At 67.5% G+C, this 24,869-nt stretch carries 24 protein-coding genes; 11 read left to right on the top strand and 13 right to left on the bottom strand.

Going from position 1 to position 24,869, the window contains the following annotated elements; all coding sequences use genetic code 11:
- Nucleotides 1–2,679, top strand: coding sequence for a valine--tRNA ligase (locus ACFQE9_RS08860; RefSeq protein ID WP_379743423.1), 2,679 nt, complete (start codon nt 1–3; stop codon nt 2,677–2,679).
- A gap of 81 nt (nt 2,680–2,760) precedes the next feature.
- Here ACFQE9_RS08860 and ACFQE9_RS08855 read toward each other — a convergent pair whose 3' ends face one another.
- Nucleotides 2,761–3,699: an acetamidase/formamidase family protein gene (locus tag ACFQE9_RS08855; RefSeq protein WP_379743420.1), complete on the bottom strand. Its 939-nt coding sequence runs from the start codon at nt 3,697–3,699 to the stop codon at nt 2,761–2,763.
- A 123-nt stretch (nt 3,700–3,822) separates the two neighbouring features.
- Complete coding sequence (locus ACFQE9_RS08850) at nt 3,823–4,878, bottom strand: quinone-dependent dihydroorotate dehydrogenase (RefSeq protein ID WP_379743417.1); 1,056 nt, start codon at nt 4,876–4,878, stop codon at nt 3,823–3,825.
- Between the two features lie 83 nt (nt 4,879–4,961).
- Between ACFQE9_RS08850 and ACFQE9_RS08845 the strand changes: the two genes are divergently transcribed.
- Nucleotides 4,962–5,126 carry a hypothetical protein gene (locus ACFQE9_RS08845; protein WP_379743414.1) on the top strand — a complete coding sequence of 55 codons (165 nt, stop codon included), beginning with the start codon at nt 4,962–4,964 and terminating at the stop codon, nt 5,124–5,126.
- Nucleotides 5,127–5,164: 38 nt separating this feature from the next.
- Here ACFQE9_RS08845 and ACFQE9_RS08840 read toward each other — a convergent pair whose 3' ends face one another.
- Nucleotides 5,165–5,551, bottom strand: coding sequence for a cupin domain-containing protein (locus tag ACFQE9_RS08840; RefSeq protein WP_379743411.1), 387 nt, complete (start codon nt 5,549–5,551; stop codon nt 5,165–5,167).
- Between the two features lie 137 nt (nt 5,552–5,688).
- On the opposite strand from ACFQE9_RS08840, the gene ACFQE9_RS08835 reads away from it, so the two are divergent.
- Complete coding sequence (locus tag ACFQE9_RS08835; RefSeq protein ID WP_379743408.1) at nt 5,689–6,375, top strand: DUF5828 family protein; 687 nt, start codon at nt 5,689–5,691, stop codon at nt 6,373–6,375.
- Between the two features lie 105 nt (nt 6,376–6,480).
- Nucleotides 6,481–7,758, top strand: a complete 1,278-nt coding sequence (gene thrC / locus ACFQE9_RS08830; RefSeq protein WP_379743405.1) for a threonine synthase — start codon at nt 6,481–6,483, stop codon at nt 7,756–7,758.
- 99 nt (nt 7,759–7,857) lie between these two features.
- On the opposite strand, the gene serA is transcribed toward thrC, so the two are convergent.
- Both serA and thpR read right to left on the bottom strand, forming a co-directional pair.
- Nucleotides 7,858–9,465: a phosphoglycerate dehydrogenase gene (gene serA / locus ACFQE9_RS08825; RefSeq protein WP_379743402.1), complete on the bottom strand. Its 1,608-nt coding sequence runs from the start codon at nt 9,463–9,465 to the stop codon at nt 7,858–7,860.
- A gap of 132 nt (nt 9,466–9,597) precedes the next feature.
- Nucleotides 9,598–10,206 carry an RNA 2',3'-cyclic phosphodiesterase gene (thpR, locus tag ACFQE9_RS08820; RefSeq protein WP_379743399.1) on the bottom strand — a complete coding sequence of 203 codons (609 nt, stop codon included), beginning with the start codon at nt 10,204–10,206 and terminating at the stop codon, nt 9,598–9,600.
- A gap of 147 nt (nt 10,207–10,353) precedes the next feature.
- On the opposite strand from thpR, the gene ACFQE9_RS08815 reads away from it, so the two are divergent.
- Nucleotides 10,354–11,172, top strand: a complete 819-nt coding sequence (locus ACFQE9_RS08815) for a tetratricopeptide repeat protein (RefSeq protein WP_379743396.1) — start codon at nt 10,354–10,356, stop codon at nt 11,170–11,172.
- The gene (locus ACFQE9_RS08810) at nt 11,173–11,472 is read left to right on the top strand and encodes a DUF424 domain-containing protein (protein WP_379743393.1); all 300 of its coding nucleotides are present in this window, start codon (nt 11,173–11,175) and stop codon (nt 11,470–11,472) included.
- 36 nt (nt 11,473–11,508) lie between these two features.
- On the opposite strand, the gene ACFQE9_RS08805 is transcribed toward ACFQE9_RS08810, so the two are convergent.
- The 4 genes from ACFQE9_RS08805 to ACFQE9_RS08790 all read right to left on the bottom strand — a co-directional run bounded on the left by ACFQE9_RS08805 (nt 11,509) and on the right by ACFQE9_RS08790 (nt 14,446).
- A complete protein-coding gene (locus ACFQE9_RS08805) occupies nt 11,509–12,210 on the bottom strand; it encodes a TOBE domain-containing protein (RefSeq protein ID WP_379743390.1) in 702 nt (233 codons plus the stop codon).
- A 73-nt stretch (nt 12,211–12,283) separates the two neighbouring features.
- Complete coding sequence (locus tag ACFQE9_RS08800; RefSeq protein ID WP_379743387.1) at nt 12,284–12,772, bottom strand: low molecular weight phosphatase family protein; 489 nt, start codon at nt 12,770–12,772, stop codon at nt 12,284–12,286.
- Between the two features lie 119 nt (nt 12,773–12,891).
- Nucleotides 12,892–14,052, bottom strand: coding sequence for an ACR3 family arsenite efflux transporter (gene arsB / locus ACFQE9_RS08795; protein ID WP_379743384.1), 1,161 nt, complete (start codon nt 14,050–14,052; stop codon nt 12,892–12,894).
- On the bottom strand, nt 14,045–14,446 hold the full coding sequence (locus ACFQE9_RS08790; protein WP_379743381.1) for an ArsR/SmtB family transcription factor: 402 nt from the start codon (nt 14,444–14,446) through the stop codon (nt 14,045–14,047). Before ACFQE9_RS08790 ends, arsB begins: the two co-directional genes overlap by 8 nt.
- A gap of 808 nt (nt 14,447–15,254) precedes the next feature.
- Here ACFQE9_RS08790 and proC point away from each other — a divergent pair.
- From proC to ACFQE9_RS08770, 4 genes are all read left to right on the top strand, one after another.
- Nucleotides 15,255–16,031, top strand: coding sequence for a pyrroline-5-carboxylate reductase (proC, locus tag ACFQE9_RS08785; protein ID WP_379743378.1), 777 nt, complete (start codon nt 15,255–15,257; stop codon nt 16,029–16,031).
- A complete protein-coding gene (gene proB / locus ACFQE9_RS08780; protein ID WP_379743375.1) occupies nt 16,024–16,857 on the top strand; it encodes a glutamate 5-kinase in 834 nt (277 codons plus the stop codon). Before proC ends, proB begins: the two co-directional genes overlap by 8 nt.
- A gap of 19 nt (nt 16,858–16,876) precedes the next feature.
- On the top strand, nt 16,877–18,208 hold the full coding sequence (locus tag ACFQE9_RS08775) for a glutamate-5-semialdehyde dehydrogenase (RefSeq protein ID WP_379743743.1): 1,332 nt from the start codon (nt 16,877–16,879) through the stop codon (nt 18,206–18,208).
- A gap of 565 nt (nt 18,209–18,773) precedes the next feature.
- Nucleotides 18,774–19,538: an IclR family transcriptional regulator gene (locus ACFQE9_RS08770; protein ID WP_379743372.1), complete on the top strand. Its 765-nt coding sequence runs from the start codon at nt 18,774–18,776 to the stop codon at nt 19,536–19,538.
- Between the two features lie 33 nt (nt 19,539–19,571).
- Here the strand turns inward: ACFQE9_RS08770 and ACFQE9_RS08765 are convergent, their stop codons facing one another.
- The gene (locus tag ACFQE9_RS08765; protein WP_379743368.1) at nt 19,572–20,603 is read right to left on the bottom strand and encodes a zinc-dependent alcohol dehydrogenase; all 1,032 of its coding nucleotides are present in this window, start codon (nt 20,601–20,603) and stop codon (nt 19,572–19,574) included.
- A gap of 85 nt (nt 20,604–20,688) precedes the next feature.
- Complete coding sequence (locus ACFQE9_RS08760) at nt 20,689–21,411, bottom strand: fumarylacetoacetate hydrolase family protein (protein ID WP_379743365.1); 723 nt, start codon at nt 21,409–21,411, stop codon at nt 20,689–20,691.
- A 140-nt stretch (nt 21,412–21,551) separates the two neighbouring features.
- Here ACFQE9_RS08760 and ACFQE9_RS08755 point away from each other — a divergent pair, with 140 nt between their 5' ends.
- A complete protein-coding gene (locus tag ACFQE9_RS08755; protein WP_379743362.1) occupies nt 21,552–22,319 on the top strand; it encodes an HpcH/HpaI aldolase family protein in 768 nt (255 codons plus the stop codon).
- Between the two features lie 88 nt (nt 22,320–22,407).
- Here the strand turns inward: ACFQE9_RS08755 and gfo6 are convergent, their stop codons facing one another.
- Both gfo6 and ACFQE9_RS08745 read right to left on the bottom strand, forming a co-directional pair.
- Nucleotides 22,408–23,490: a D-xylose 1-dehydrogenase Gfo6 gene (gene gfo6, locus ACFQE9_RS08750; protein ID WP_379743359.1), complete on the bottom strand. Its 1,083-nt coding sequence runs from the start codon at nt 23,488–23,490 to the stop codon at nt 22,408–22,410.
- Nucleotides 23,491–23,605: 115 nt separating this feature from the next.
- On the bottom strand, nt 23,606–24,781 hold the full coding sequence (locus ACFQE9_RS08745) for a mandelate racemase/muconate lactonizing enzyme family protein (protein ID WP_379743356.1): 1,176 nt from the start codon (nt 24,779–24,781) through the stop codon (nt 23,606–23,608).
- Between the last annotated feature and the right edge of the window lie 88 nt (nt 24,782–24,869).

Raw genomic sequence — 24,869 nt, 5'->3', positions numbered from 1 at the left:
ATGCCCAGCGGAGAGTATGACCCCGACGCCGCCGAGGCGCGCTGGCAGCGGCGATGGGTCGACGAGGAGACGTTCGCCTACCCGGAGGAGACCGCCGACCCCGACACCGCGTTCGCGATCGACACGCCGCCGCCGACCGTGTCCGGGAGCCTCCACTGGGGGCACGTCTACGGGTCGATCCTCCAGGACGTCGTCGCCCGGTTTCACCGGATGAACGGCCGGGACGTCCTCTATCCCTTCGGCTACGACGACAACGGGATCGCCTCCGAGCGGCTCGCGGAGCGGGAGCTCGGGATCCGCCACCAGGACTTCGAGCGCCGCGAGTTCCAGCGGAAGTGCCGAGAGGTCTGTCGCGAGTACGAGGCCGACTTCTCGGAGAAGATGCAGGGCGTCGGCCTCTCCATCGACTGGACGAACACCTACCGGACCATCTCCCCCGAGGTCCAGCGGACCTCCCAGCTCTCCTTCATCGACCTCTACGAGAAGGGCCGCGAGTACCGCGAGAAGGCGCCCGCGATCTGGTGTCCCGAGTGCGAGACCGCCATCTCGCAGGTCGAGACCGAGGACGACGAGCAGGACTCACACTTCCACGACATCGCCTTCGAGGTCGTCGAGGCGGACTCGGACCGCTCGGATGTCGATCCCGGCCTTCCGGGCGAGTTCACCATCTCGACGACCCGTCCGGAGCTGTTGCCCGCCTGCGTCGCCGTCTTCGTCCACCCCGACGACGAGGAGAACGAGGCCCTCGTCGGAAACCACGCGCGGATCCCCATCTTCGGCCAGGAGGTCCCGATCATCCACGACGAGCGCGTCGACATGGAGACCGGCTCCGGCGTCGTGATGTGTTGTACCTTCGGCGACCAGACCGACATCGAGTGGTATCAGGCCCACGACCTCCCGCTTCGGGTCGCCATCGACGAGTCCGGCCACCTGACCGAGGAGGCCGGCCCCTACGAGGGCATGCACTCCTCGGAGGCGCGCGAGGCGATCGTGAGCGATCTCGACGACGAGGGAGCGCTGCTCGACCGCCGGGCCATCACCCACACCGTCAACGTCCACGAGCGATGCGGCGTTGGCGTCGAGTTCCTCGTCACCGAACAGTGGTACGTCGAGGTGCTCGACAAGGTCGACGAGTACCTCGAGGCCGGCCGCGAGATGGAGTGGTTCCCCCAGAAGATGTTCACCCGGTACAAACATTGGGTGGAGGGGCTCCAGTGGGACTGGTGCATCTCCAGACAGCGTTCCTCGGGCATCCCGTTCCCGGTGTGGTACTGTGCGGACTGTGACGCCGAGGTCCTCGCCGCGAAGGACGACCTGCCCGTCGATCCCCTCTCCGACGATCCGCCGGTCGACGCCTGTCCCGAGTGCGGCCACGACGAGTTCGTTCCCGAGGACGACGTCCTCGACACGTGGGCGACCTCCTCGCTCACCCCGCTCATCAACGCCGGCTGGGATTGGGACGCGGCGGCCGGCGAGTTCACGATGGATCGCCCGGAGATCTACCCGATGGACGTCCGCCCGCAGGGCCACGACATCATCTCGTTTTGGCTCTTCCATACGGTCATCAAGTGTTATGAACACACCGGCGAGGTGCCCTTCGAGTCGACGATGATCAACGGGATGGTCCTCGACGAGAATCGCGAGAAGATGTCGAAATCGAAGGGCAACGTCGTCGAGCCCGACGCCGTGATGGAGCAGTTCCCCGTCGACGCCGCCCGCTTTTGGGCCGCCGGCTCGTCGATCGGCGACGACCTCCCCTACCAGGAGAAGGGGCTTCGCGCCGGCGAGAAGCTCATCCGCAAGCTGTGGAACGCCTCGAAGCTCGTCGAGTCGCTGGCGCCCGAGCCGTATCCGGACGCGCCCGACGACCTCGAGGAGCTCGACCGGTGGCTGCTCGCGGAGATCGACCGGGAGATCGAACGGCTCACGGCCCGCCTCGAGAACCGCGAGTTCTCGAAGGCCCGCGACGGCCTCCGGACGTTCTTCTGGGGCACCTTCTGTGACGACTACCTGGAGATCGCCAAAAGCCGCGAGGACGCCTCGGCTCGATACACCCTCCGGACGGCCCATCGGCGATTCCTGAAGCTGTTCGCGCCCCTCCTCGCGCACGTCACGGAGGAGATCTGGCACGCCGAGTACGCCGAGGGCGTCTCGAACGCCGCGAACGCCGGAGAGCGCGCCGAGGCCGCCGAGTCGATCCACCTCGCGGACTGGCCCGAGCCGCTCGGCCTCGAGGCGGACCACGACGCCGGCGAGCTCGCGATGGCGGTCGTCGGCGCCCTCCGCAAGTACAAAAGCGACGAGCAGCTCCCCCTCAACGCCCCCCTCGACGTCGTCGAGGTCTACGGCGACGTCCGCGGCTTCGAGGACGACGTCACCGGCGTGATGCACGTCGAGGACCTGCGCGTCCACCCCGACGAGGCCGCGCCCGTCGAGACGGTCACGACCGGCATCGACCTCGAGTACGCGACGGTCGGCCCGAAGTACGGCGACGCGATCGGCGACATCGAGGCGGGGATCTCCGCGGACGAGTACGAGATCGTCGACGGCGAGCTCCACGTGGCCGGCGTCGAGCTGGCTCCCGACGAGTTCGAGATCGAGACCGAACGCCAATATCGCGGCGAGGGCACGCTCCTCGACGCGGACGACGCGGTCGTGATCGTGGAAAACGCCGAGTGAGCGCGCGTTCTCGCGACGATTCGTTCTCGCGACCACGGTCGCTGCTTCCGTCGACCCCTCGATCGATCCTTCATTCGACCTTCACTCGAGGAGGCTCTCGGCCAGATACGCCGAGACCACCCAGTTCGGTCGGTCCACGACCTCGTTGATCTTGAGGTCGACGGCGACCGAACAGAGGACGTAGGCCTCCTCGCGGGTCAGATCCCGTCCCTCCACGAGGTGGCCGATCATCGCGGAGACGGCGTCCTTCGTGGCGTCCATGAGGTCGTCGCGGATCCCCGTCGTCGCGTACGTTGGCTCGTCGCGTCCCGAGGGCGTGAACGGCCCCGTCGTCTCGAACTGCGGGGCGTCGATCGCCAGGTCGGATCGACGGGTCACCCGGGCGGTGATCGTCGTCGGCGTCTCGATGGCGCTGACACAGACCTCGCCGTCGCCCTGTGCGGCGTGGCCGTCGCCGATGCTGAAGAGCGCGTCCTCGACCGCGACCGGCAGGTACACCGTCGATCCCGCGGTCAGGTGCTTGACGTCCACGTTGCCCCCGACGTGTCGCGGCGGTCCCGTCGAGTGCTCCCCGTCGGCCGCCGGCGCCACGCCGACCACGCCGGGGAAGGGATCGATCGGGACCTCGATGCCGTCCTCGAAGGGGGCGACCTCCTCGCCGAGGTCCCAGTGGTAGATGTAGGGGTCGGGGAACGCCTCCGGAAGCAGTCCCTTGCCCGTCTCGCCCGGCCGTATCAGCGTATAGCCCCAGTCGCCGTGTTCGATCTCGAGGAGATCGATCTGGAGGACGTCGCCCGGCTCGGCGCCGTCGATCGCGACCGGCCCCGTGAGGTGGTGGCCGACGAACTCGGTCTCCGGGAGGTCCGCCGACTCGGTCTCCGACGTGATTCGCGTGCCGCTGTCGGGCAGACACTCGAAGGTGACGACGTCGCCGGATTCGACCCGAAGCGCCGGCTCGTGGTCGTTGTTCCAGGACGTGTGCAGCGCGGACTCGTGGCTGAGCGTGTGATCGACGTGCACGGTTTCCTCGAGGATCGGCGAGGATCGTCTTATCGGTTCCGGCGGGGCGGCGGTCGTTTCACCCTTCGAAATCGTTCGCCGCCCGCCGTCGGACGTTCACCACCCCTCGCTCGCGCGCCGCGGCTACAGGTCCGCGCCGACGGCCTCCTCGACCGACTCGAACCCGTCGCGCTCGAGGAGGTCGAGGAGTCCCTCGTTGATCTCGCGGGCGACGCTCGGCCCGCGATAGACGAGTCCCGTGTACAGCTGGACGATCGACGCGCCGGCGCGGATCTTGGCGTAGGCCCCGTAGGCGTCGTCGACGCCCCCGACGCCGACGACCGGAACGTCCGTGCGCTCCGCGATGAATCGAACCAGATCGGTCGCGGTCTCCTCTATCGGCTCGCCGGAGAGCCCCCCGCGTTCGGCTCGCTGGGGGCTCTCGAGCGAGTCCGGCCGCTCCGTCGTCGTGTTCGTGGCGATGACGCCGTCGAGGTCCAACTCGTCGACGACGCCGAGCGCCTCCTCGATCGCCGGCCGCGGCAGGTCCGGAGAGAGCTTCACCAAAAGCGGTTCGGCGCCCGCGTCCGCGAGCGTTCCGAGGATCGACTCCAGCGCGTCGCGGTCCTGCAGCGAGCGGAGCCCGGGCGTGTTGGGACTCGAGACGTTCACGACGAAGTAGTCGCCGGCGTCGGCGACGCGCTCGTAGGTGTACAGGTAGTCGTCCGGGGCCTCCGAAAGCGGCGTGGACTTCGACTTCCCGACGTTGATACCGACCGGAACGTCCGGCAGGGGTTCGGAATCGAGGCGTGCTCCCACCCGATCCGCTCCCTGGTTGTTGAACCCCATCCGGTTGATCAGCGCGCGGTCCTCGCGCAGCCGGAACATCCGCGGGCGGGGGTTTCCGGGCTGGGCCTCCGCCGTGACCCCGCCGACCTCGACGTGTCCGAACCCCAACGCGGCGAGCGCGCGGGGGATTTCCGCGTTCTTGTCGAACCCCGCGGCGACCCCGACGGGATTCGGGAACTCGAGTCCGAACGCCTCCGTCCGCAGGCGCGGGTCCTCGCGGACGTACCGGCGCGCGAGGAGGTCGGTCGCGGGCGTTCCCTGGATACCCCGCAACAGCCGGTGGGTGAGGCGGTGTGCGGTCTCCGGCGGCAGCGCGAAAAGCGCCGGCTTGCACAGCTCGTAGACGCTCATTGGGGGATCCTCGGACCCGATCGGCAAGAACCCTCCCGATCGAAGACGACACGTTGATTTATGAAGGCGGTGGACTCCCCGACATGGTGGCACCCATTACGGCGGTCGCGATCGCCGCGGGGATCGCGGTCGCGGCGATGACGCTCGCGATGTTGTGGTTCGTGTGGGACGCGATGGACGACGAGGCGCACGCGCTCACGGATACCGACGACGCCGACGGAAACGGCGGAAACGGAAACGGCGCGTAGAACGGTACCGCCCCGGTTCGTCACGCTCCGGCTCCCCGCTATGTCCCGTCCTCCGCGGGTTCGTAGGCGTGTGCGTCGCCGTCGACGGGCGGGGCTCCCACGGCGATCACGGTCAGATCCTCGTCCTCGTTCTCCGGATTGTACGCCCGCTGCGGCTCGCCGGGATCGACGGCGAACAGCCCGCCCGCCGGGACTTCGATCGTCCCCTCGGGCGTCTCGACGTGCATGGTCCCCGAGCACACGTAGAAGGCCTCCTCCTGTTCGTCGTGGTAGTGGTAGGCGAGCGGGATCTGTTCGCCAGGCGCCGCCCGATAGCGGTTGATCGCCATCCGGTCGAGGCCGGCCGCCTCGCTCAGCCGGCGCAGCTCGCAGGGTCGATCCGGCGCGGGTTCGATCTCCTCGGGGTCGACGACGCGGTAGCCCATGGCCCTCCCGTTGTCCGCCGCGAACAAAAACGCGACGGGTGCGGGAGGGGGTTCGACGCGACGGGTCTCGGAGCTGCTTCGACACGACGGGTGCCGGAGGGCCTTTAGGGGCTCGCGTCCTACCACTCGGGCAACCGATGGAAGAGAGCATCTCCGGGTTCAAGGTGCGCGGGGACTGGGGGAAGATGGTCGAACACGGCGAGAAGATCACCCAGGCGCTGCGGGAGGCCGGGGTGAACAACGACGCCTTCCACGAGTGGGACGAGTGGCGACCCCGCTCACACGAGCGCATCGACGAGGACGTCTCGGAGAAGACCGCAAGACAGGCCTCCGTCGACGAGGGCGAGGGCGAAAAGGCCGGCAAGACCGCGGGCGAGGACATGCAGACCGCCGGCGAGAAGCTCTCTGAGTCCTACGAGAAGGTCGAGGAGGGCGACAACGAGGCCGCGCTCGATCGGTGGGGCGAGTCGATCGGACACGTCGCCCGTGCCGCGGACTCCGCGGGTCGCAAGGCCCTGCGGAAGGTGGAGGACACGGTCTACCGCAACGTGATGACCCAGCTCGCGCCCTACTACTTCGACAACGAGCTGATAAGCGCCAACATCCAGCGGGTCGGCCGCGGCGACGCCGACGAGGAGTTCGTCTTCGAGGTGAACGTCAACGACGACGAGCTGAAGGCGGAGGTCTCGGAGATCCTCGCCGAGTACGAATCGACCGTCGACCGCTGGCACGTCGCGACCGAAAAGGAGACGGCCAACCTGGAGGCCGCCGAGGGCGTCGAGCTCCCCGAGACCGAGGACGAATCGAAGTCGACGACGACGTGATTCCCGACGCGCATCCGGACGGACCGCCCGACGCGTGTCCGAACGGGTGGCACGGCTCCCGCCCGGACCGCCCACCTTTTAGGTTGGGGCCGTAACTCTCGAACGATGACGCTCGACATCGACGCCCCCGCGCCGTCCGCGCCGGCCTGCGCCGACGACGGGGTGTGGCTCGCCTGCATCGCGTGCGGCTCGACGTTCGCCCCCTTCGAGGACGTCCGATACACCTGCGACGACTGCGACGGCCTCCTCGAGGTCCGCTACGAGAACCCTCCGACCTTCGAGGAGTTCGGCTCCGGAGCGTCGACCGACGGACCGGACCGCGGCGTCTGGCGGTACCGCGAGGGGCTTCCCTTCGAGTCCGGCGTCACGCTGCCGGAGGGCGACACGCCGCTGCACGAGGTTCCGCGCCTGGAGGCCGACGTCGGCGTCTCGACCCTCCGGATCAAACACGAGGGGATGAACCCGACCGGCTCGTTCAAGGACCGGGGGATGACCGTCGGCGTTCGCGTCGCCGAGGAGCTCGGCGTGGACGCGCTCGCGTGCGCCTCGACGGGGAACACCTCGGCCGCGCTCGCCGCCTACGGCGGCCGGGCCGACCTCGAGACGCTCGTGCTCCTCCCGTCGGGCAAGGTCGCGGCCGGCAAGATCGCCCAGGCGAGCCTCCACGGCGCCCGCATCCTCGAGGTCGACGGCAACTTCGACGCCTGCCTCGACATCGTTCAGGAGCTGGCCGCCCGCGGCGAGGCCTACCTGCTCAACTCGCTCAACCCCTTCCGGCTGGAGGGCCAGAAGACGATCGGCTTCGAGATCCTCGAGGCGTTCCACGCCGATCACGGGACCTTTCCCGACCGGATCGTCCTGCCGGTCGGCAACGCCGGCAACACCGCGGCGTTGTACAAGGCCTTCCGCGAGCTCGTTCAGTCGGGCGCGCTCGCGGTCGAGGACGTCCCGAAGCTCACGGGGGTACAGGCCGCCGGCGCCGCGCCGATGGTCGAGGCGATCGAGAATGGGGCCGACTCGATTCGCCGCTGGGAGGACGTCGAGACCCGCGCGACCGCCATCCGGATCGGCAACCCCGTCAACGCCCCGAAGGCGCTGCCCGGGATCCGAAACACCGACGGCACCGCCGTCGCCGTCGCGGACGAGGAGATCACCGACGCCCAGCGCGCGCTCGCGAACGAGGGCGTCGGCGTCGAACCCGCCTCCGCGGCCAGCGTCGCCGGACTCCGGAAGCTCCGCCGCGAGGGCGTCGTCGACGACGACGAGGACGTCGTCTGTCTCACCACCGGCCACCTGCTGAAGGACCCCGATGCGGCCTACGAGGCCGGAAACGACCCGGAACCCGTGGCCAACGACGTCGACGCGGTGCTCGAACTGTTGTAAGGCTGATCGCCGCGTCGGACGGGCGCCGCTCTCGATCGGGTCAGCGACTGCGGATCGCTCGGCCGAACCGTCACGGATCCGGCCACACGACGCTTTCGCCTACTCCTGCTCGCGACCGTTCGCCTCGTCGAGGGTGATCTCCGTGACCTCGATGATCCGGTCGTCCGCGAGGAGGTCCTCGACGGCCGCGTCGGGGACGTCCTGGTCGAGGTTGTAGACGGTGATCGCCTCGCCGCCGTACACCTCGCGGGCGTTGAACATCCCGGCGATGTTCACGTCGTGGTCGCCGAGGACGGTCCCGATGAGGCCGATCACGCCCGGCTCGTCGTAGTTTCGCGCGACGAGCATGTGGCCGTACGGGACGGCGTCGACGCGATAGCCGTCGATGCGAACGATCCGCGGGTCGTCGCCGGCGAAGAGCGTCCCCTCGACGGACAGCTCCTCGTCGCCGTCGGCCACGGTGACGCGGACGAGGCTCTGGAAGTCCTCGCTCTGGCGCGTCTTCGACTCCACGACGTCGATTCCGCGGTCCTCGGCGAGCTGTGGCGCGTTGACCGCGTTGACCTGCCACTCGAGGGGCTCGAAGACGCCCTTCAACGCGGAGGCGGTCACGAGGTCGACCTCCTCGGCGGCGATGTCACCCTCGTAGGTCACCTCGACCGACTCGATGCGCTGGTCGAGCAGCTGTGCTGCGACCTTGCCGGCCGTCTCCGCGAGGTCGATGTACGGCTCGATGCGCGGGAAGGCGGTCTCGTCGACAGAAGGTGCGTTCAGCGCGTTGAGCACCGGCTCGTCGTTGAACGCCGCGATCACGGCGTCCGCGGTGTCGGTCGCGACGTTCTCCTGGGCGGCCTCGGTCGAGGCGCCGAGGTGCGGGGTCAAGACGACGTCGTCGACGTCCAAAAGCGGCGAGTCCTCCGGAAGCGGCTCGCTCGCGAACGAGTCGAGCGCGGCGCCGGCGAGCGTCCCGTCCGAGACCGCGACCGCGAGGGCGTCCTCGTCGACGATCCCGCCGCGGGCGCAGTTGATGAGGTACCCTCCCTCGAGCTGGGCGAGCTCCTCCTCGCCGATCATGCCCTCGGTCTCGGGCAAAAGCGGGGTGTGGACCGTCGCGAAGTCGCCGCGGGCCAGCGCGTCGTGGAGGTCCTCGACCAGCTCGGCGCCGAGGCGGTCCGCGCGCTCCTCGGAGATGTAGGGGTCGTAGACGACGAGATCCATCCCGAGCGAGTCGAGACGCTTTGCGACCTCCTGGCCGACGCGGCCGAGCCCGACGATGGTGAGCGTCTTGTTGTTGACCTCCGCGCCGAGGTACTCGCCTTTCGCCCACTCGCCGCCCTTCAGCCGGCCGTGGGCCTGCGGGATGGAGCGTGCGACCGCGAAGGTCATCGCCACGGTGTGTTCGGCGGCGGCCCGGACGTTCCCCTCCGGGGCGTTGGCGACGATGACGCCGTGATCGGTCGCGGCCTCGATGTCGATGTTGTCGACGCCGATGCCCGCGCGCCCGACGATGACGAGCTCCTCCGCGGCCTCGAAGACCTCGCGGGTGACCTCGGTGCCGGACCGAACGATCAGCGCGTTCGCGTCGGCGATGGCCTCGTACAGCTCCTCGCCGCCGTCGACGTCGTAGGCCGTCTGTACCTCATAGCCCGCCTCCCGGAGTCGATCGAGGCCCGCGTCCGCGATCGGATCCGTCACGAGGACGTTCATACGTGTAGAACTCCTCGGGTCGTGGTTAATCCTTTTTCATCGAGCGCGGCGTTCGTGTCCCGTGATATCACGGATCGAGAGCAGGGGGATCACCCGGAGAGCGGGAGTCGATGTCCCGTCAGCGAGGATCGGTCACCCCGAAAGCGGGAACGACTCGACCGTCTCGTAGACGGGCCCGTCGGACGTGAGTCGCGACCGCTTCAGCCGCACCGCCTCCGCGGTGAACGTCCCGACGTCGGGATCGCGCTCTCGGACGACCCGCTGGACCAGGTCCTTCCCACGCGCGTCGTTCATCCGCGCCAGGGTGACGTGCGGGGTGAACTCGTGGTCGTCCGGCTCGTAGCCGAGCGCCGCGGTTCGCTCCTCGAGCGTCTCGTGGAGCCGCGCCAGCTCGGCGGCCCCATCGTCGACTCCGGCCCAGACGACGCTGATGTACTCCATCGACGGGAAGACGCCGAGCCCGCCCACCCCCACCGTGAACGGCTCGACGTCCGCCTCCTCGACCGCTCGACGCCCGGCCTCGATCGCGGCGTCGACGTCGCCCTTCGGGGTCGGCTCGTCGCTCGCGCCGGTTTCCGTCCCCGTTGTTTCCTCCGGCACGTCGCCGAGGAACGCGAGCGTCACGTGCGCCTGTTCGGGATCCGTGAATCGTAACCCCGCCGCACCCCGAAGGCCGTCTTGCACGTCCGAGATCCCGTCGGCCAGCTCGTCCGGAAGATCGATCGCGAAGAACGCGCGCATTCGTCCGGACGGTCGGGACGAATCCGCAAAAATCGATCGCCGACCGCCGTTGCGGCTCCCGTACTCCCCCGTCCGACCTCGTCGTCTCAGACGCCGACTCCCCCGCGGACGTAACCCTTACCCGCGACGACCGCCAAATCGAAGCATATGACCGACACGCCGGACGATCAGGGCCACGAGTTCTCCTCGGGACAGGGGCTCGACGAGGACTACGAGGAGTTCACCCTCGATCCGCCCGAGCTGAAGGCCGACCCGACCGCGGTCGACCCCGTCGACACACGCGTCATCACCGACGAGCTCGACCGGCGGAACATCGCCGACGACCAGGTCGACGTCGAACAGCTCGTCGACGTCGGGCTCTCCTACATGGGGATCAACCGCTTCGAGGAGGCCACGGAGACCCTCGAGCGGGCCGTGATGTTCGCCGAGGACGACTCCCTCGAGGCCCAGGAGGCGCTCGTCAACAAGGGCGCCGCCCACGCCGAACTCGAGGAGTACGACCGGGCGATCGGCGCCTACGAGGAGGCGTTACGGATCGACGACGACTCCGAGCACGCGGCGACGGCCGAGACCAACCTCGCGTACGCGCTCTGGGAGTTCGGCCGCCACGAGGAGGCGCTCGAACACGCCGAACGCGCCGTGGAGGTCGATCCCCGGTTCGCCCAGGGGTGGTACAACCGCGGATTCTTCCTGCTCGAGCGGGGGCTCGCCGAGGACGCGGTCACCGCCTTCGACAACGCGATCCGTCTCGGCCACCGGAACGCGGACGTCCTCGAGGAGAAGGCCCGCGCGCTCGAGAAGGCCGGCGACCACGAGGAGGCCGAGGAGGTGGCCGAACAGGCGGAGGAGCTGCGCGAGGAGCGCGAACGGGAGATGGTCGACGAACACGGCGGGCGAGCCCCCGGAGAGGGCGCTCGAGGTGGCGGCGGCGCGGGCGGACTCGACTCGGAGTTCGGAGGCCTGTAGATGCTCCTCCGCGAGCGCGACACGCCGAAGGGACTTCTCGTCTCCGTCTGTGATGCCGACTGTCTCGGCGAGACCTTCGAGAACGGAGTCGCGACGCTCACGGTCGAAGAGGAGTTCTACGGCGGTCCCGACGCCGTCGAGGCGACCGACGAGGAGGTCGTCGCCGGACTCCGTCGCGCCCAGGTCGCGAACCTCGTCGGCGAGGAGGCCGTCGGCGTGGCCGTGGAGGCCGGCCTCGTCGACGAGGAGACCGTCCTCGAGTTCGAGGGGACGCGCCACGCCCAGATGCTCCGGATGTGACTCCCCCCTTCTCCGCTCCGTTCACCTCCTCGGGAGTCACGGCCGAAGCGGAACCACGCGGGTCGCCGTCGCCTTCCAGGTGAGCCCGATCCGCCGTCCGGACGAGAGATCCAGCCGCGAGACGCTCTCTGCGGTGACGAGCACCCGAAACGTGACCTCCCCGGCGTCGACGTGAACCGTCCGGATCGTCTCTCCCCGCTCGACGGCCGCCACGGTCCCCTCGATCCTGTTTCTCGCGCTCGTCGCCTCGGGCGTCGGCGTCTCCTCGAGCGCGGAAAGCGTCACCGCGTCCGCGCCGATCCGCAACTGGACGCGGTCGTCCACGGCCGCGTCCGCGCCGAGGCCGCGAACCTCGCCGATCGGCGTCTCGACCGTGAGGATCTCGCCGTCCGTTCCGGTCACGGAACCCTCGATCACCGTCTCCGGGGCCCGTGCCGCCGCCGTCAACGCGGCGTGTAGCCGGTCGTACCGGGCCAACAGCGCGTCTGCAGTTTCGGTCAACCGGCTCCCGCCGCCGCCCCGGCCGCCCCGCGTCCGCTCGACGAGGTCGCCGAAGGCCGACTCGAGCGTCTCGATACGGGTGAGCGCGCGTGCCCGAGAGCGCTCCAGTTCGGCGGCGGCGCTCGCGGTCGACCCGGTCCGATCGATCGCCCGCAGCAGCGCGGCGTCGCGTGCGTCGAACTCGACGCCGTCCTCCGAGAGGACCGCCTCGCCGCGGCCGGTCGTTTCGTTTCTCACGCGAGCCGATCCGCGGGCCACGCTCTTGAATCGCGGGGTCGCCGATCGCACTCCGCCTCAGCTCGCGTCCTCCTCAGCTCCCGTTCGCCGCCATCGCGTTCTCGATCTCGTCGAACAGGGCGGCCACGCGCCCCTCGATCTCCTCGCGAATGTCGCGCACCCCGTCGATCCCCTCTCCCTCGGGGTCCGAAAGCGCCCAGTCGCGAACGTCGACGTCCGCGCCGACGTCGCCGACGTCGAGCGTCGAACAGCCCATCGTGGCGACGTAGTCACACGACCGGAGCTCCTCGAGGGTGATCGCGCGCGGCGTCCGATCCGAGAGGTCGAACCCCTCCTCGGTCATGACCTCGATCACCTCCTCGTGGACCGATTCGGCCGGGTCGGTCCCGCCGGTCACGATCTCGACGCGGTCCGAGAGCCCGCGACGCTCGCGCTCGCGTTCGGCGAAGGCGGTGGACATCTGCGATCGCCCGGCGTTCTGGACGCACATGAAGGCGATTCGGATCGGTTCGGTGTCGGTCTCCGTCGGTTCGGTGTCGGTGGGTTCGGTGTCGGTGGACATGGTGTCGTGTCGGGTGTTCGATCGCCGGGTGTTCGGTGTTCGATCGTCGGGTGTTCGGTGGTCGATCCGGTCGTGTGTCCGATGGTCGTGGGCGATCTGCGTCAGTTCTCGGTCGTCGTTCAGTCGTCGGTCGTCGTCGATTCGGCCGACCCGTCGAGGCGTCCGGTCGTCTGGCCGGTCCAGTCGTATCGATCCTGGAAGTACAACGCGACGTTCACGAGTCCCAGGAGGACGGGCACCTCGATGAGCGGCCCGACGACGGTCGCGAACGCGATCTCGGAGCCGACGCCGAAGACGGCGACTGCGACCGCGATCGCGAGCTCGAAGTTGTTCGAGGCGGCGGTGAAGCCGATGGCGGTCGTCGTCGAGTAGTCGGCGCCGACCTCCCGGCCCATCCAGAAGCTGACGAGGAACATCACGACGAAGTAGATCGCAAGCGGCACGGCGATCTCCAGGATGTCGCTGGGCTGGCCGACGATGCGTTCGCCCTGCATCGCGAACATCACGATCACCGTAAACAGCAACGCGACGAGCGTCAACGGGCTGATCCGCGGCTCGAAGGACTCCTCGTACCACTCGACGCCCTTCGTTCGCGTCCCGACGTATCGCGAGAGGATCCCGGCAGCGAAGGGAATGCCGAGGAAGACGGCGATCGCCCGAAAGACCTGCATCGGCGTGACGCCGAACTCGGAGATCCCGGCGACGAGCGTCTCCATCCCGAAAAGCGGCGGGAGGAACAGGGCGAAGAACCACACGTACACGCCGTAGGTGACGATCTGGAAGACGCTGTTGAACGCGACGAGCCCCGCGGCGTACTCCGAGGAGCCGTCGGCGAGCTCGTTCCAGACCAGCACCATCGCGATACACCGGGCCATCCCGATGAACACCAGTCCGAGGAAGAACTCCGGGCGGGCGGGGAGGCCGGGGACGAGACCGCCGAAGAACACGACCGCCAGGGCGAACATCACCGTCGGCCCGATCAGCCAGTTCTGAACCAGACTCAGCCCCAACACCCTCACGTTCCTGAAGACGGCCGGGAGCCGGCCGTAGTCCACCTTCGCCAGCGGCGGGTACATCATGAGGATGAGCCCGATCTCCACGAGGTGGAGCTCCCGGATCGGCCGGGTCACCGACGGCGCGACGGTGCCGAGTCCGATGCCGACGGCCATCGCGCCGAAGATCCAGACGGTGAGATACTTGTCGAGAACGTCCATCGAGCGCGGGTCCCCACAGTCCGGACACTCGCAGCTCGGCCCGTGGTCGTGTGTGAGCTCACTCATCGACGCTCACGCTTCCCTCCAGGACCGTCACGATCGCGACCGCGCGGTTGGTCGCCCGATACATCCGCCAGCGGCCGTCCTTCCTGGCGTCGACGAGTCCCGCATCGACCAGCCGCGAGAGCGCGTGACTGAGCCCGCTCTCGGTGACGTCGACGAACGCCTGGAGCTCGCACACGCACAGTTCCTCGTCCGCGGCCGCGAGCACGCGCACGAGCGTGTAGCGCGTCTCGTTGGCGAGCGCGGCGAGCACCTCGAGCTCCGCGGTCGCCCGATCGGATCCGAACGCCGTCTCCAACGTCTCGAGCTCGTCGAGGCGCCGATCGACGTCCTCGCTACGGCACTCGTCGAGTTCGTCCTCGAGGTACCGACGAAGCCGCCTCGTTGCTTGTGCCATCACGAATTAGTTGAGCGACTATTCAATTAAACTCTTCGAGGAGGAAATACTGCGTTCTTCAGATACCGATTCAATGGCGATAATGGCCGATATTTCTCGTTGGACGGTGTACACTAGTTGAACTGTCGTGAAAGTGATCTGGGGTCGACCATGCTCGCGGACAGGACGGCGGGAGCCACGTCTCGCCCCGTCCCCGGATCATTCTGTATCGTTCTATGCAGTTTATCGATGCCGATCGAACTCGATCGCGGCGATCCACCGTGATCGGGAGGCATCGTTCACGGGCGAGCGATCAGTCCCGCGAGCTCGCTTGCACCGTCGGCCGACTCGTGATACGGCGATCGGTGGAACGGTTCGGTCCTCACGACGACTCTTCGATCGCGAGCATCGTCGGCCTCAGCGATCGCGATTCACCCACTCCAACGACATGTGACCCTCCCGCGCTGAAGCGGAGGTATCGCTATCGCCCCGTCTCACGGCCCGTTCGAACGAACTCCACCGCTCACCGGATCCACGGTCGGTTGCTACCCTTCTCGGTTCGGTCGAAACGCCGGGACGATCGGAACCCTCGTCGCTTTCGCGTCTCCTCTCGTTCCGTCGTCCCCGTTGTTCCCGATCTCGTCGATCGATCCGATCTTCTATAGTACATATCGCGATATCAACACACGTCGACGATGGATCCGTCCCTCGCTCGGCGTGTGACCGTTCGATGTCCTCCACCGCCGAGTTGCGCTCGAGGGCGCGACGTCGGGGTCAAACCAACGTCTGTATATCCCCCTCGCCACATCTACGTGGTAGAGACGGAACAATGGTCGACGTAACCATCATCGGATGCGGGAACCTCGGAAGCGCCCTCATCACCGGACTGGCGAAGGCGGGGAACCACGACGTCACGGCCTACGACATCGACGAGAGCGCCCTCGAACGGGTCGCTTCGTACTGTGAACGGACCACCTCGGACATCGAGGAGGCGGCGACCTCCGAGGTGGTCGTCGTCGCGGTCAAGCCGGACATCGTCGAAACCGTGCTCGAATCCCTCGAGCTGTCCGCCGATCAGACGCTCGTCACCGTCGCCGCGGGCGTGCCGATCGACTTCGTCAACGCGCACACCGACGCCACCGTGGTTCGCATCATGCCGAACCTCGCGGCCGAGACCGCCGACATGGCGGCCGCGGTCGCCTGGGACGAGGTCGACGAAGGCGTGCGTGCCCTCCTCGCGGACCTCGGCGAGTTCGTCGAGATCGACGAGGAGCACATGGACGTGGCGACCGCCCTCAACGGGAGCGGTCCCGCCTTCGTCTTCTACTTTTTGCAGGCCATGAAGCGCGCCGCCGTCGAGGAGGGCCTCGACGACGAGGACGCCGAGGTGCTCGCGGCCCAGACGGTGAAGGGCGCCGCCGAGACCGTCCTCCGGTCCGACCGGAGCGTCGACGAGCTGATCGACGCGGTCTGTTCGCCGAACGGCACGACGATCGAGGGCATGGAGGTCCTCTGGGACAGCGACCTCGAGGCGGAGACCGGCGACGCGCTCGCGGCGGCCGCCAGACGCTCCAGGGAGTTGGCCGAGGAGTTCGAGCATGATTGAGGCGGTAGAGACCGACGCGGTCGACCGAACTCGACGCCTCGCCGCGAACGCCGACCGCGTCGTCGTCAAGGCCGGAACGAACTCGCTCACCGACGACGAGTCGAATCTCGACGACGAGAAGCTGGACGCGTTCGTCGACGGCATCGCCTCGCTGATCGACCGCGACAAGGACGTCGTGGTCGTCTCCTCGGGCGCCATCGGCGCCGGACAGGGCCGCATCGGCCGGACCGGCGGAACCATAGAGGAGTCGCAGGCGCTGTCGACGATCGGCCAGAGCCACCTCATGCGCCGCTACACCGAGAGCTTCGAGCGGTACGACGAGACGGTGGCACAGCTGCTCGTCACCGAACACGACCTCGAAAACCCGGAGCGGTTCACCAACTTCCGCAACACGATCGAGACGCTCCTCGAGTGGGACGTCGTCCCGATCATCAACGAGAACGACGCGGTCGCGACCGAGGAGATCCGGATCGGCGACAACGACATGCTCTCGTCGTCCATCGCCATCGGCGTCGACGTCGATCTCCTCGTCACGCTCACCGACGTCGGCGGCGTCTACACGGGCAACCCCAAGGAGGACCCCGAGGCGGAACGCATCGAGGCGGTCGGCCGCAACTACGCCGAGGTGGAGTCGATCATCGACGAGAGCGCCTCCGACGGCTTCGGCGGCATCCGAACCAAGGTCCAGGGCGCCCGCACCGCGAGCGAGCACGGCATCCCGGCGATCATCGCCCGGTCGGACGAGCCGGACGTGCTCGATCGGATCGCCACCGGCAAGCCCGTCGGAACCGTATTCATCCCCGTAAACGGAGATCACGATGACTGAGAAATCCACGGAAACGATGGTGACCGGAACATCAACGGAGACGAAGGTTTCGGAGGCACAGTCCGCGGCCCTCGAGCTGGCGAAGCTGTCCGAGGACGAACGGAACGCGGCGCTTCACGACGTCGCGGACGCCATCGAGTCCGAACGCGATCGGATCCTCGAGGCCAACGCGGTCGACGTCGAGGAGGCCGAAGCGCGCCTTGCCGAGGGCGAGTACACCCGTGCGCTCGTCGACCGCCTCGAGTTGTCCCCCTCGAAGCTCGAGGACATCGCGGAGATGGTCCGAAGCGTCGCCGGCCAGGACGACCCCCTCGATCGGACCCTCGAGTCGAGGCGGCTCGATTCCGGACTGGAGCTGTACAAGGTCTCCGTCCCCATCGGCGTCATCGGCACCGTCTTCGAGTCCCGGCCGGACGCGCTCGTCCAGATCGCCGCGTTGAGTCTCAAGTCGGGCAACGCCGTGATCCTGAAGGGCGGAAGCGAGGCGAGCGAGTCGAACCGCGTGCTCTATGAGATCATCCGGGAGGCCACCCCGGAAGTCCCCGACGGCTGGGCACAGCTCGTCGAGGCGCGCGAGGACGTCGACACGATGCTCGGGATGGACGACGAGATCGACCTCCTCATGCCGCGGGGCAGCTCGGCGTTCGTGAGCTACATCCAGGACAACACGAGCATCCCGGTCCTCGGCCACACCGAGGGCGTCTGTCACGTGTTCGTCGACCGCGAGGCCGACCTCGAGATGGCGACGGAGATCGCCTACGACGCGAAGGTCCAGTATCCGGCCGTCTGCAACGCCGTCGAGACCCTTCTCGTCCACGAGGCGGTGGCCGAGGAGTTCCTGCCTGCCGTCGCGGAACGCTACCGCGAGGCGGGCGTCGAGCTCCGGGGCGACGAGACGGCCCGGTCGATCGTCGAGATGGACGCCGCGACCGAGTCGGACTGGTCGAGCGAGTACGGGGACCTCGTGTTGTCCGTCCGCGTCGTCGACTCGCTCGAGGCGGCGATCGATCACGTCAACGATTACGGATCGAAACACACGGAGTCCATCGTGACCGAGGACGCGGGTCGCGCCAGCACGTTCATGCGGAGCATCGACTCCGCGAGCGTGTTCCACAACGCCTCGACGCGCTTTAGCGACGGCTACCGGTTCGGACTCGGAGCCGAGGTCGGGATCAGCACGGGCAAGACCCACGCCCGCGGTCCGGTGGGCCTCGAGGGACTCACCACCTACAAGTACCACCTCGAGGGAAGCGGCCAGATCGTCGGCACCTACGCCGGCGACGACGCGAAGCCCTTCCTCCACGAGGAGTTCGAGGGCGAGTGGAACCCCGGCCACCTCCGCGGGGAGTGAGCACGGTAGATAGACTGTCGGATACCTGTCTATTCCGAGAAAACGATCGGAACGTTACGTTTCGGACTTCCGATTGATTCGATCCGGACCGGTCCGACGTTCGATCGGCGATTCGCCGTTCATTGGTTCCATTCTCCGAGTATTCGACCACCGCTGATATTCCGTCCCGATCGCGTCCGTAGGAATCACTCTGATTCGGATCTCGATAATTACGAATTCCGTCATTCATCCAAAACTGTCAATTGACGCCTGTATCGACCATCGCTTGAGGGCTCCAATTCGAGTTACACGAATACGGATGTAAGTTCGGGTCGGCGTAGCGATCGACGTTCGGTCGTGGCGTTCGGTAGTTCTGAACGATATCGGATCCCGCGGTGTCCGTGTTCCAACTCCAGTTCGTTCGCTTCCGTCCCCGTCCAGATCCGTGATCCCGTGATGGAGACCCGATGAGCGCTCCGTCGATCCCTTTGGCTCGGACGGTGGTCGTCGCTGGCGGATCCGCTTCGTCCGGACGTCCGTTCGACAATGTGGTAAGATTTTTGCCGGCGCGCCGTAACGTCGAGTCATGGGAAACACGGCACGAAACCGGATCGGCTCGGTTCGGACGGCATTCGACATCGTCGAGTCGCTGCAGGACCTCGACGGAGCCGGGGTCTCGGAGCTCGCCTCCCACCTCGACGTTCCAAAGAGCACCGCGCACAACTACCTCAGTACGCTCGAGGAGATGGGCTATCTCACGAAGGAGGACGGCCAGTATCACGTCGGCGTCCGATTCCTCGGACTGGGCGCGTACGTCCGGAACAGACGGAAGATCTACGAGATCGCCAAACCCGAGGTCGAACGGCTCGCCGAGGAGACGACGGAGCTCGCGAACCTGCTCGTCGAGGAGCACGGCACCGGGACCTACCTCCAGCGCGCACAGGGCTCGCGAGCGGTTCAGGTCGAAGCGCACGTCGGCACCAGCGTCCCGCTTCACTGTACCGCGCTCGGCAAGTGCATCCTCGCACACCTCCCCGAGTCCCGGGTCGACTCGATCCTCGAGGAGGCGGGCTTCGAGCCCGTCACGCCGAACACCGTGACGAGTCGCGAGGAGCTCGAAGAGCAGCTCGAACGCATTCGCGAGTGCGGGTACGCCCTCGACGACGAGGAGCGGATCGAGGGGCTCCGATGCGTCGCCGCCCCGATCCTCAGCAACGACGACCGGGTGCTCGGGTCGATCAGCGTCTCCGGCCCCTCGAACCGGATCCAGGGCGACCGATTCCGGGAGACGCTCCCGAACAAGGTGCTCGAGACGGTCAACGTGATCGAGCTCAACGTGACCTATTCGTAGGTCCCTCGACGCTCCGACCGATCGCGATCGGCGCTACCCGTCGAAGGTGAAGACGGGCTTGCAGGTCTCGGAGGCGAGGAACGCCTCGAACGCGGCGGTGGGGTCCTCCACCGAAAAGCCGTCGTCCACGATCGCTTCGGCGTCGACCGAGCCGTCCTCGAGTAGTCGAAGCGCCTGCTCGAAGTTCCGCCACGTCGACCCGTAGGAGGTCTCCACGGTCACCTCCCCGCGGACCGCCCCGGCGAGCGAGACGGTGCTCGGACCGTTCGGGATCCCGACCATCACGATCTCGCCGCCCTTGCGCACGTGCTCGATCCCGGTCTCGATCCCCGAACGGTGCCCGGTCGCATCGAAGATCCGGTCGAAGCCGCCGCCTCTGGTTCGCTCGTCGGCGACCCCCTCGAGCGACGTCTCCTCGACGTTGACCGTGTCGATTCCCAGATCCGAAACGAGCGGCAGGCGGGCCGCCGTATCGCGTCCGAGCCCGGAGACGACGACGTCCGCGCCGATCGAGTCCGCGATCGCCGCGGTCAGGACGCCGATCGGACCCGGGCCCTGGACCAGAACGTCGTCACCCGGTTCGACCGAGGATCGCGTGAGGACGGCACGCGCCGCGATGCTCGTCGGCTCGGTGAGCGCGGCCGCACGAAGCGGAACGGTCTCCGGGACGCGATGGAGGTGCTCCGGCGGGACGCACACGTACTCCGCGTACGCGCCGTCCCGGTGCATGCCGGTAATGTCGAAGTTTTGACACACGTTCGACTGCCCGTTTCGACACTGGAAGCACTCCCCGCAGTCGTGGACCGGCTCCTCGGTCACCGTTTCGCCCGGACGGAAGCTCGTGACGTCGTCCCCGACGGCCTCGACGGTGCCGGCGTACTCGTGGCCCATGACCCGGGGGATGGGCACCCAGTGGTACTCCTCGTCGTATTTGTACGCGTGCGCGTCGCTCCCGCAGATCCCGGCGGTGTGGACGCGCACCAGGACCTCGTCCGGGGCGGGCGTCGGGCGCTCGCGGTCCTGCAGTTCGACCGTCTCGGCTCCGGTTTGTACGATCGCCTTCATTCTGGTTCCCGTCGCGGCCGGCCGTCGGCCGACCGAGTCGATTCGTACTATCTCGCGCCGATATATAGCTCTCGGGGTGGCAGAATTACCGCTCGACGTCGTGTTCGAGGGTGCCGATGCCCTCGATCTCGATCTCCACGTGGTCGCCGTCCTCGAGGTCGTCGACGCCGGCGGGGGTGCCCGTGATGATGACGTCGCCCTCCTCGAGGGTCATGTATTCGGTGATCTCCTCGATGATCTCCGGGACGGAGAAGATGAACTCCTCGGTGTTCGAGGACTGGCGGACCTCCCCGTTGACGCGAAGTTCGACGTCGGCGTGTTCGGGAACGTCCTCGGCCAGGACGGGACCGAGCGGACAGGAGTTGTCGAACGCCTTTCCGCGGATCCAGTTCTGCTCGATGTGCTGGTCGTCGCGGTTGGAGACGTCGTTCGCGATGGTGTAGCCCGCGATGACGTCCTCGGCGTCGTCGGCGCTCACGTTGCGACACTGCTCGCCGATGACCACGGCGAGTTCGACCTCGTGTTCGACGTCCTCCTTCCCCTCGGGAAGCGTGATCGTGTCGCCGTGGCCGGAGACGGCGTTCGGCGGCTTCAAGAAGAGCAGGGGGCGATCGGGGATGTCCATGCCCTCCTCCTCGGCGTGCCGCTCGTAGTTCAGGCCGACACAGACGATCTTCGAGGGTTCGGTCGGCGAGAGGACGTCGACCTCCTCGGGGTCGTAGGTCTCCTCGCCGAACTCGATGCCGTCGTCGTTCCATGTGCCGCTTCGGATCGTTCCAGCCGGGTCACGGAACCGTACTCGTGCCATACGTTCAAGGTTCGAACCCATCTGAATATGTCTTTCCATCGCGGCGTAATTCGTTTCCGTCGCCGGTCCGGATCCCCGTCCTCGCCCCGCCTTTCCCCGGGACGGGAAGAATTTTATAGCAACGAGCGACACCTCGTTGTATGCCGAAGACGAACTTCCGACAGCGGCTCCTCGACGGGGAGACGGTCGTGGGGACCTTCCAGCTCCTCGATTCCGCGATGGTCTCGGAGATGATCGGCGTGGCCGGAATGGACTACGTCATATACGACCAGGAACACGGTCCGCTCACCGCCGAGACGACCCTCGATCTCGCGGCGGCGGCACAGAACCGCGGCGTCGCGCCCATGGTTCGGGTCCGGACGAACAGCGAGGCGGAGATCCAACGCGCCCTCGACATCGGCACCGCCGGCGTCCAGGTCCCCCAGGTGGAGACGCGCGAGGAGGCCCAACGCGCCGTCGATGCCGCCCGGTACGACCCCATCGGCAGCCGCGGCCTCTCGCAGTACGTCCGGGCCGGCGACTACTGGGGCAGCGAGACCTACACCGACGACCAGAACGAGGAGGTCTTCCTCATGGTCCAAGTCGAGGGCGAACGCGGCGTCGAGAACATCGAGGAGATCCTCTCCGTGGAGGGGCTCGACGCCGTCTTCCTCGGCCCCTACGACCTCTCGCAGTCGCTCGGCATCCCCGGACAGGTGACCCACGAGAAGGTCGAGTCGCTGATGACGGAGGTCTGTGACCGCGCCGCCGAGGCGAACACCGTGGTCGGCGCCTTCGCCGACACCCCCGAGATCGCGAACCGGTGGATCGACGCCGGCGTCCAGTACGTGACCCTCGGCGTCGACGTCGGCCTCTGTACGGAACACCTCGGGTCGCTCGCCGACGACGTGAACACGGACGCGAACTGATCGTCGGCGTGGGCTGATCGCCGATACCGACGCGAACTGACTGGCCGCTCGCCGACACGGCCGCGACCCGGCGTTCGACCGACGGGAACTACCGCTCGACGTCGATCGCCTCGCCGCTCGCCGCCGACCGGTGGAGCGCCTCGACGATCTCCAGGTCCCGGAGCCCGTGGCGACCGTCGGGTTCGATCTCGGCGCCCGTGAGCACGCGGTCGGCGAAGTAGTCGAACTCCTCGCGCATCTCGTCGACCTCGTCGCTCGTCCCGTGGGCGACGTCGAGTTCGAGGTCGCCGGCGGCGACGTGGAGGGCCGCCTCGCCGTGGAACGCGGGACGAAGCTCGATCTGCCCGTCGGTGCCCGTGATCTTGAGCTGGGTGTCCTGATGTGCGTTCTGTGAGGCGGTCGAGACGAACTGCACGTCGTCCTCGAAGGCCATGATGAACGCGGAGCGCTCGTCGTCGAGCCCCTCGAAGGCCGGATGGTTCGACGCCATGTTCGCCTGCACGGAGACCGGGTCGCGATCGAGGAGGTATCGCGTCGTGTTGATCGAGTAGATGCCGAGATCCATCACCGAGGTCCCGTATCCGGTCAGGTCGGGGGTGAGCCGCCACTGGTCGGCGTCGGGGATCATCTCGAGGAGCGGCTGGGTGTTGTCGCCGTACGCCTGGACGGGCTCGCCGATGAGTCCCTCCTCGATGAGTTCGCGCGCGCGCCTGACCGCCGGCTCGGTCTGCATGCGGTAGGCGATCATGAGCGGGACGTCGGCCCGTTCGCACGCCTCGACGAGTCCCTCGGCCCGCTCGACCGTCGCCTCCATCGGCTTCTCACAGAGGACGCCCTTGCCAAGCTCCGCGGCCGTCTCGGCGTACTCGCGGTGGAAGGCGTTCGGCGTCGCCACGTAGACCGCGTCGTAGGCGTCGACGGCGACCCCGTCGTGATACTGGTCGTAGGTGATCCCGTGGGCGACGTCGTGGCGCTCGGCCAGCCGGTCGGCCTTCTCGGCGTCGCCGCTTACGAGCACGGTGGTCTCGCCGAGCGTCGACTCCTCGATGGCCGGCATCGCGACGTCCGTGGTCCACCACCCGAGCCCGACGAGGGCGTACCTGACGGTCCCCTCGGTCGTCGTCTGCCAGTCGCGGGCGTCGTAGCCGCGCATCCAGTCGGCGAGTGACATACCGTCAGATCGCCGGCGGTTCGCAAAAGGGTTTCCACGCGATCGACGGTCGCATTCCCTCGATCGTTGGAAGATCAGCCTCCGGTCGAGCGTCGAGAAGGCCGCTCCGATGACGCTATCGGCGGTCGACTTCGCGCTTTTCCCAGTCCTTCTCGAAGAGGTTGATCGTGTGGACCGCGTCCTCGGTGTAGGCGTGCTCCTCGACGACGTCGTGGTTCAGCTCGATGCCGAAGCCGGGACCGTCGGGGACCTGCACGTAGCCGTCCTCGACCTCGAGGGGATCGACGAGGAGATCGTCGACCCAGTCGACGTCGTAGGTCTGGAACATCTCCTGGATGCGGAAGTTCGGGATGGACGTACAGAAGTGGGAGTAGATCGCCCCGGCAACCGGACCCTGCGGGTTGTGCGGCGCGATGTCGACGTGGTCGGCCTCGGCGAGCCCGGCGATCTTCTTGCCCTCCGTGATGCCGCCGGTGTTCATGAGGTCGGGCTGGAAGACGTCGATGTCCGTCCGGGTGACGAGCTCGAAGAAGTCGTGTTTCGTCATGTGCCGCTCGCCGGTCGCGACCGGGATCGGCGACTTGTCGGCGACCTCGGCGAGGCTGTTGAAGGAGTCCGGGGGACACGGCTCCTCGAACCACGTCGGGTCGAACTCGTCGAGCTTCTGCGCGATGTCGACGGCCTGGCCGGCCGAGAAGCGGCCGTGACACTCGATGAGGAGGTCGACGTCGGGACCGACCGCCTCGCGGACGGCCCGGACGATGTCGACGGAGTGGTTCATGTCCTTTCGGGACATGGACTGCCAGGCGGTCCCGAACGGGTCGAACTTCATGGCGTCGTAGCCGTCGTCGACGACCCGCTCCGCCGCCTCGGCGAAGCCCTCCGGCTCGCCCTCGGTGTCGGTGTACCATCCGTTCGCGTACGCGCGAAGCTCGTCGCCGTGAACCTGCCCGCCGAGCAGGTCGTAGACCGGCTCGTCGAGCAGCTTGCCCTTGATGTCCCAGCAGGCCATGTCGACCGCCGAACAGACGGTCGTGTTGACCACGTTCCGCGAGAACCACTCGTCGCGGTACATCTCGAGCCAGATCTTCTCGGTGTCGAAGGGGTCCTCGCCGATGAAGTACTTCGACATCTCGTCGATCGCCGCCGCGACCGTCCGGGGCTTGTCGTGGGTCGTCGCCTCCGCGAGCCCGGTGACGCCGGCGTCCGTCTCCAGCTCGACGAACACCCACGGCTTCCACGGGTTCGCGACGATATACGTCTCAACGTCGGTGATCCGTACGTCTGACATACGATCGATAAGGTTCCCAGCGGAGTATTAAACCTGTTGATACTGTTCGACTCACTCGTCCGATCGTTCCACAATATTGAACAAATTC

The organism is Halopenitus salinus, from assembly GCF_042662125.1.
In the GTDB taxonomy this organism is placed as follows: domain Archaea; phylum Halobacteriota; class Halobacteria; order Halobacteriales; family Haloferacaceae; genus Halopenitus; species Halopenitus salinus.
The sequence above is the reverse complement of the archived record's forward strand: the minus strand, read 5'-3'. Positions and strand labels throughout refer to the sequence as shown.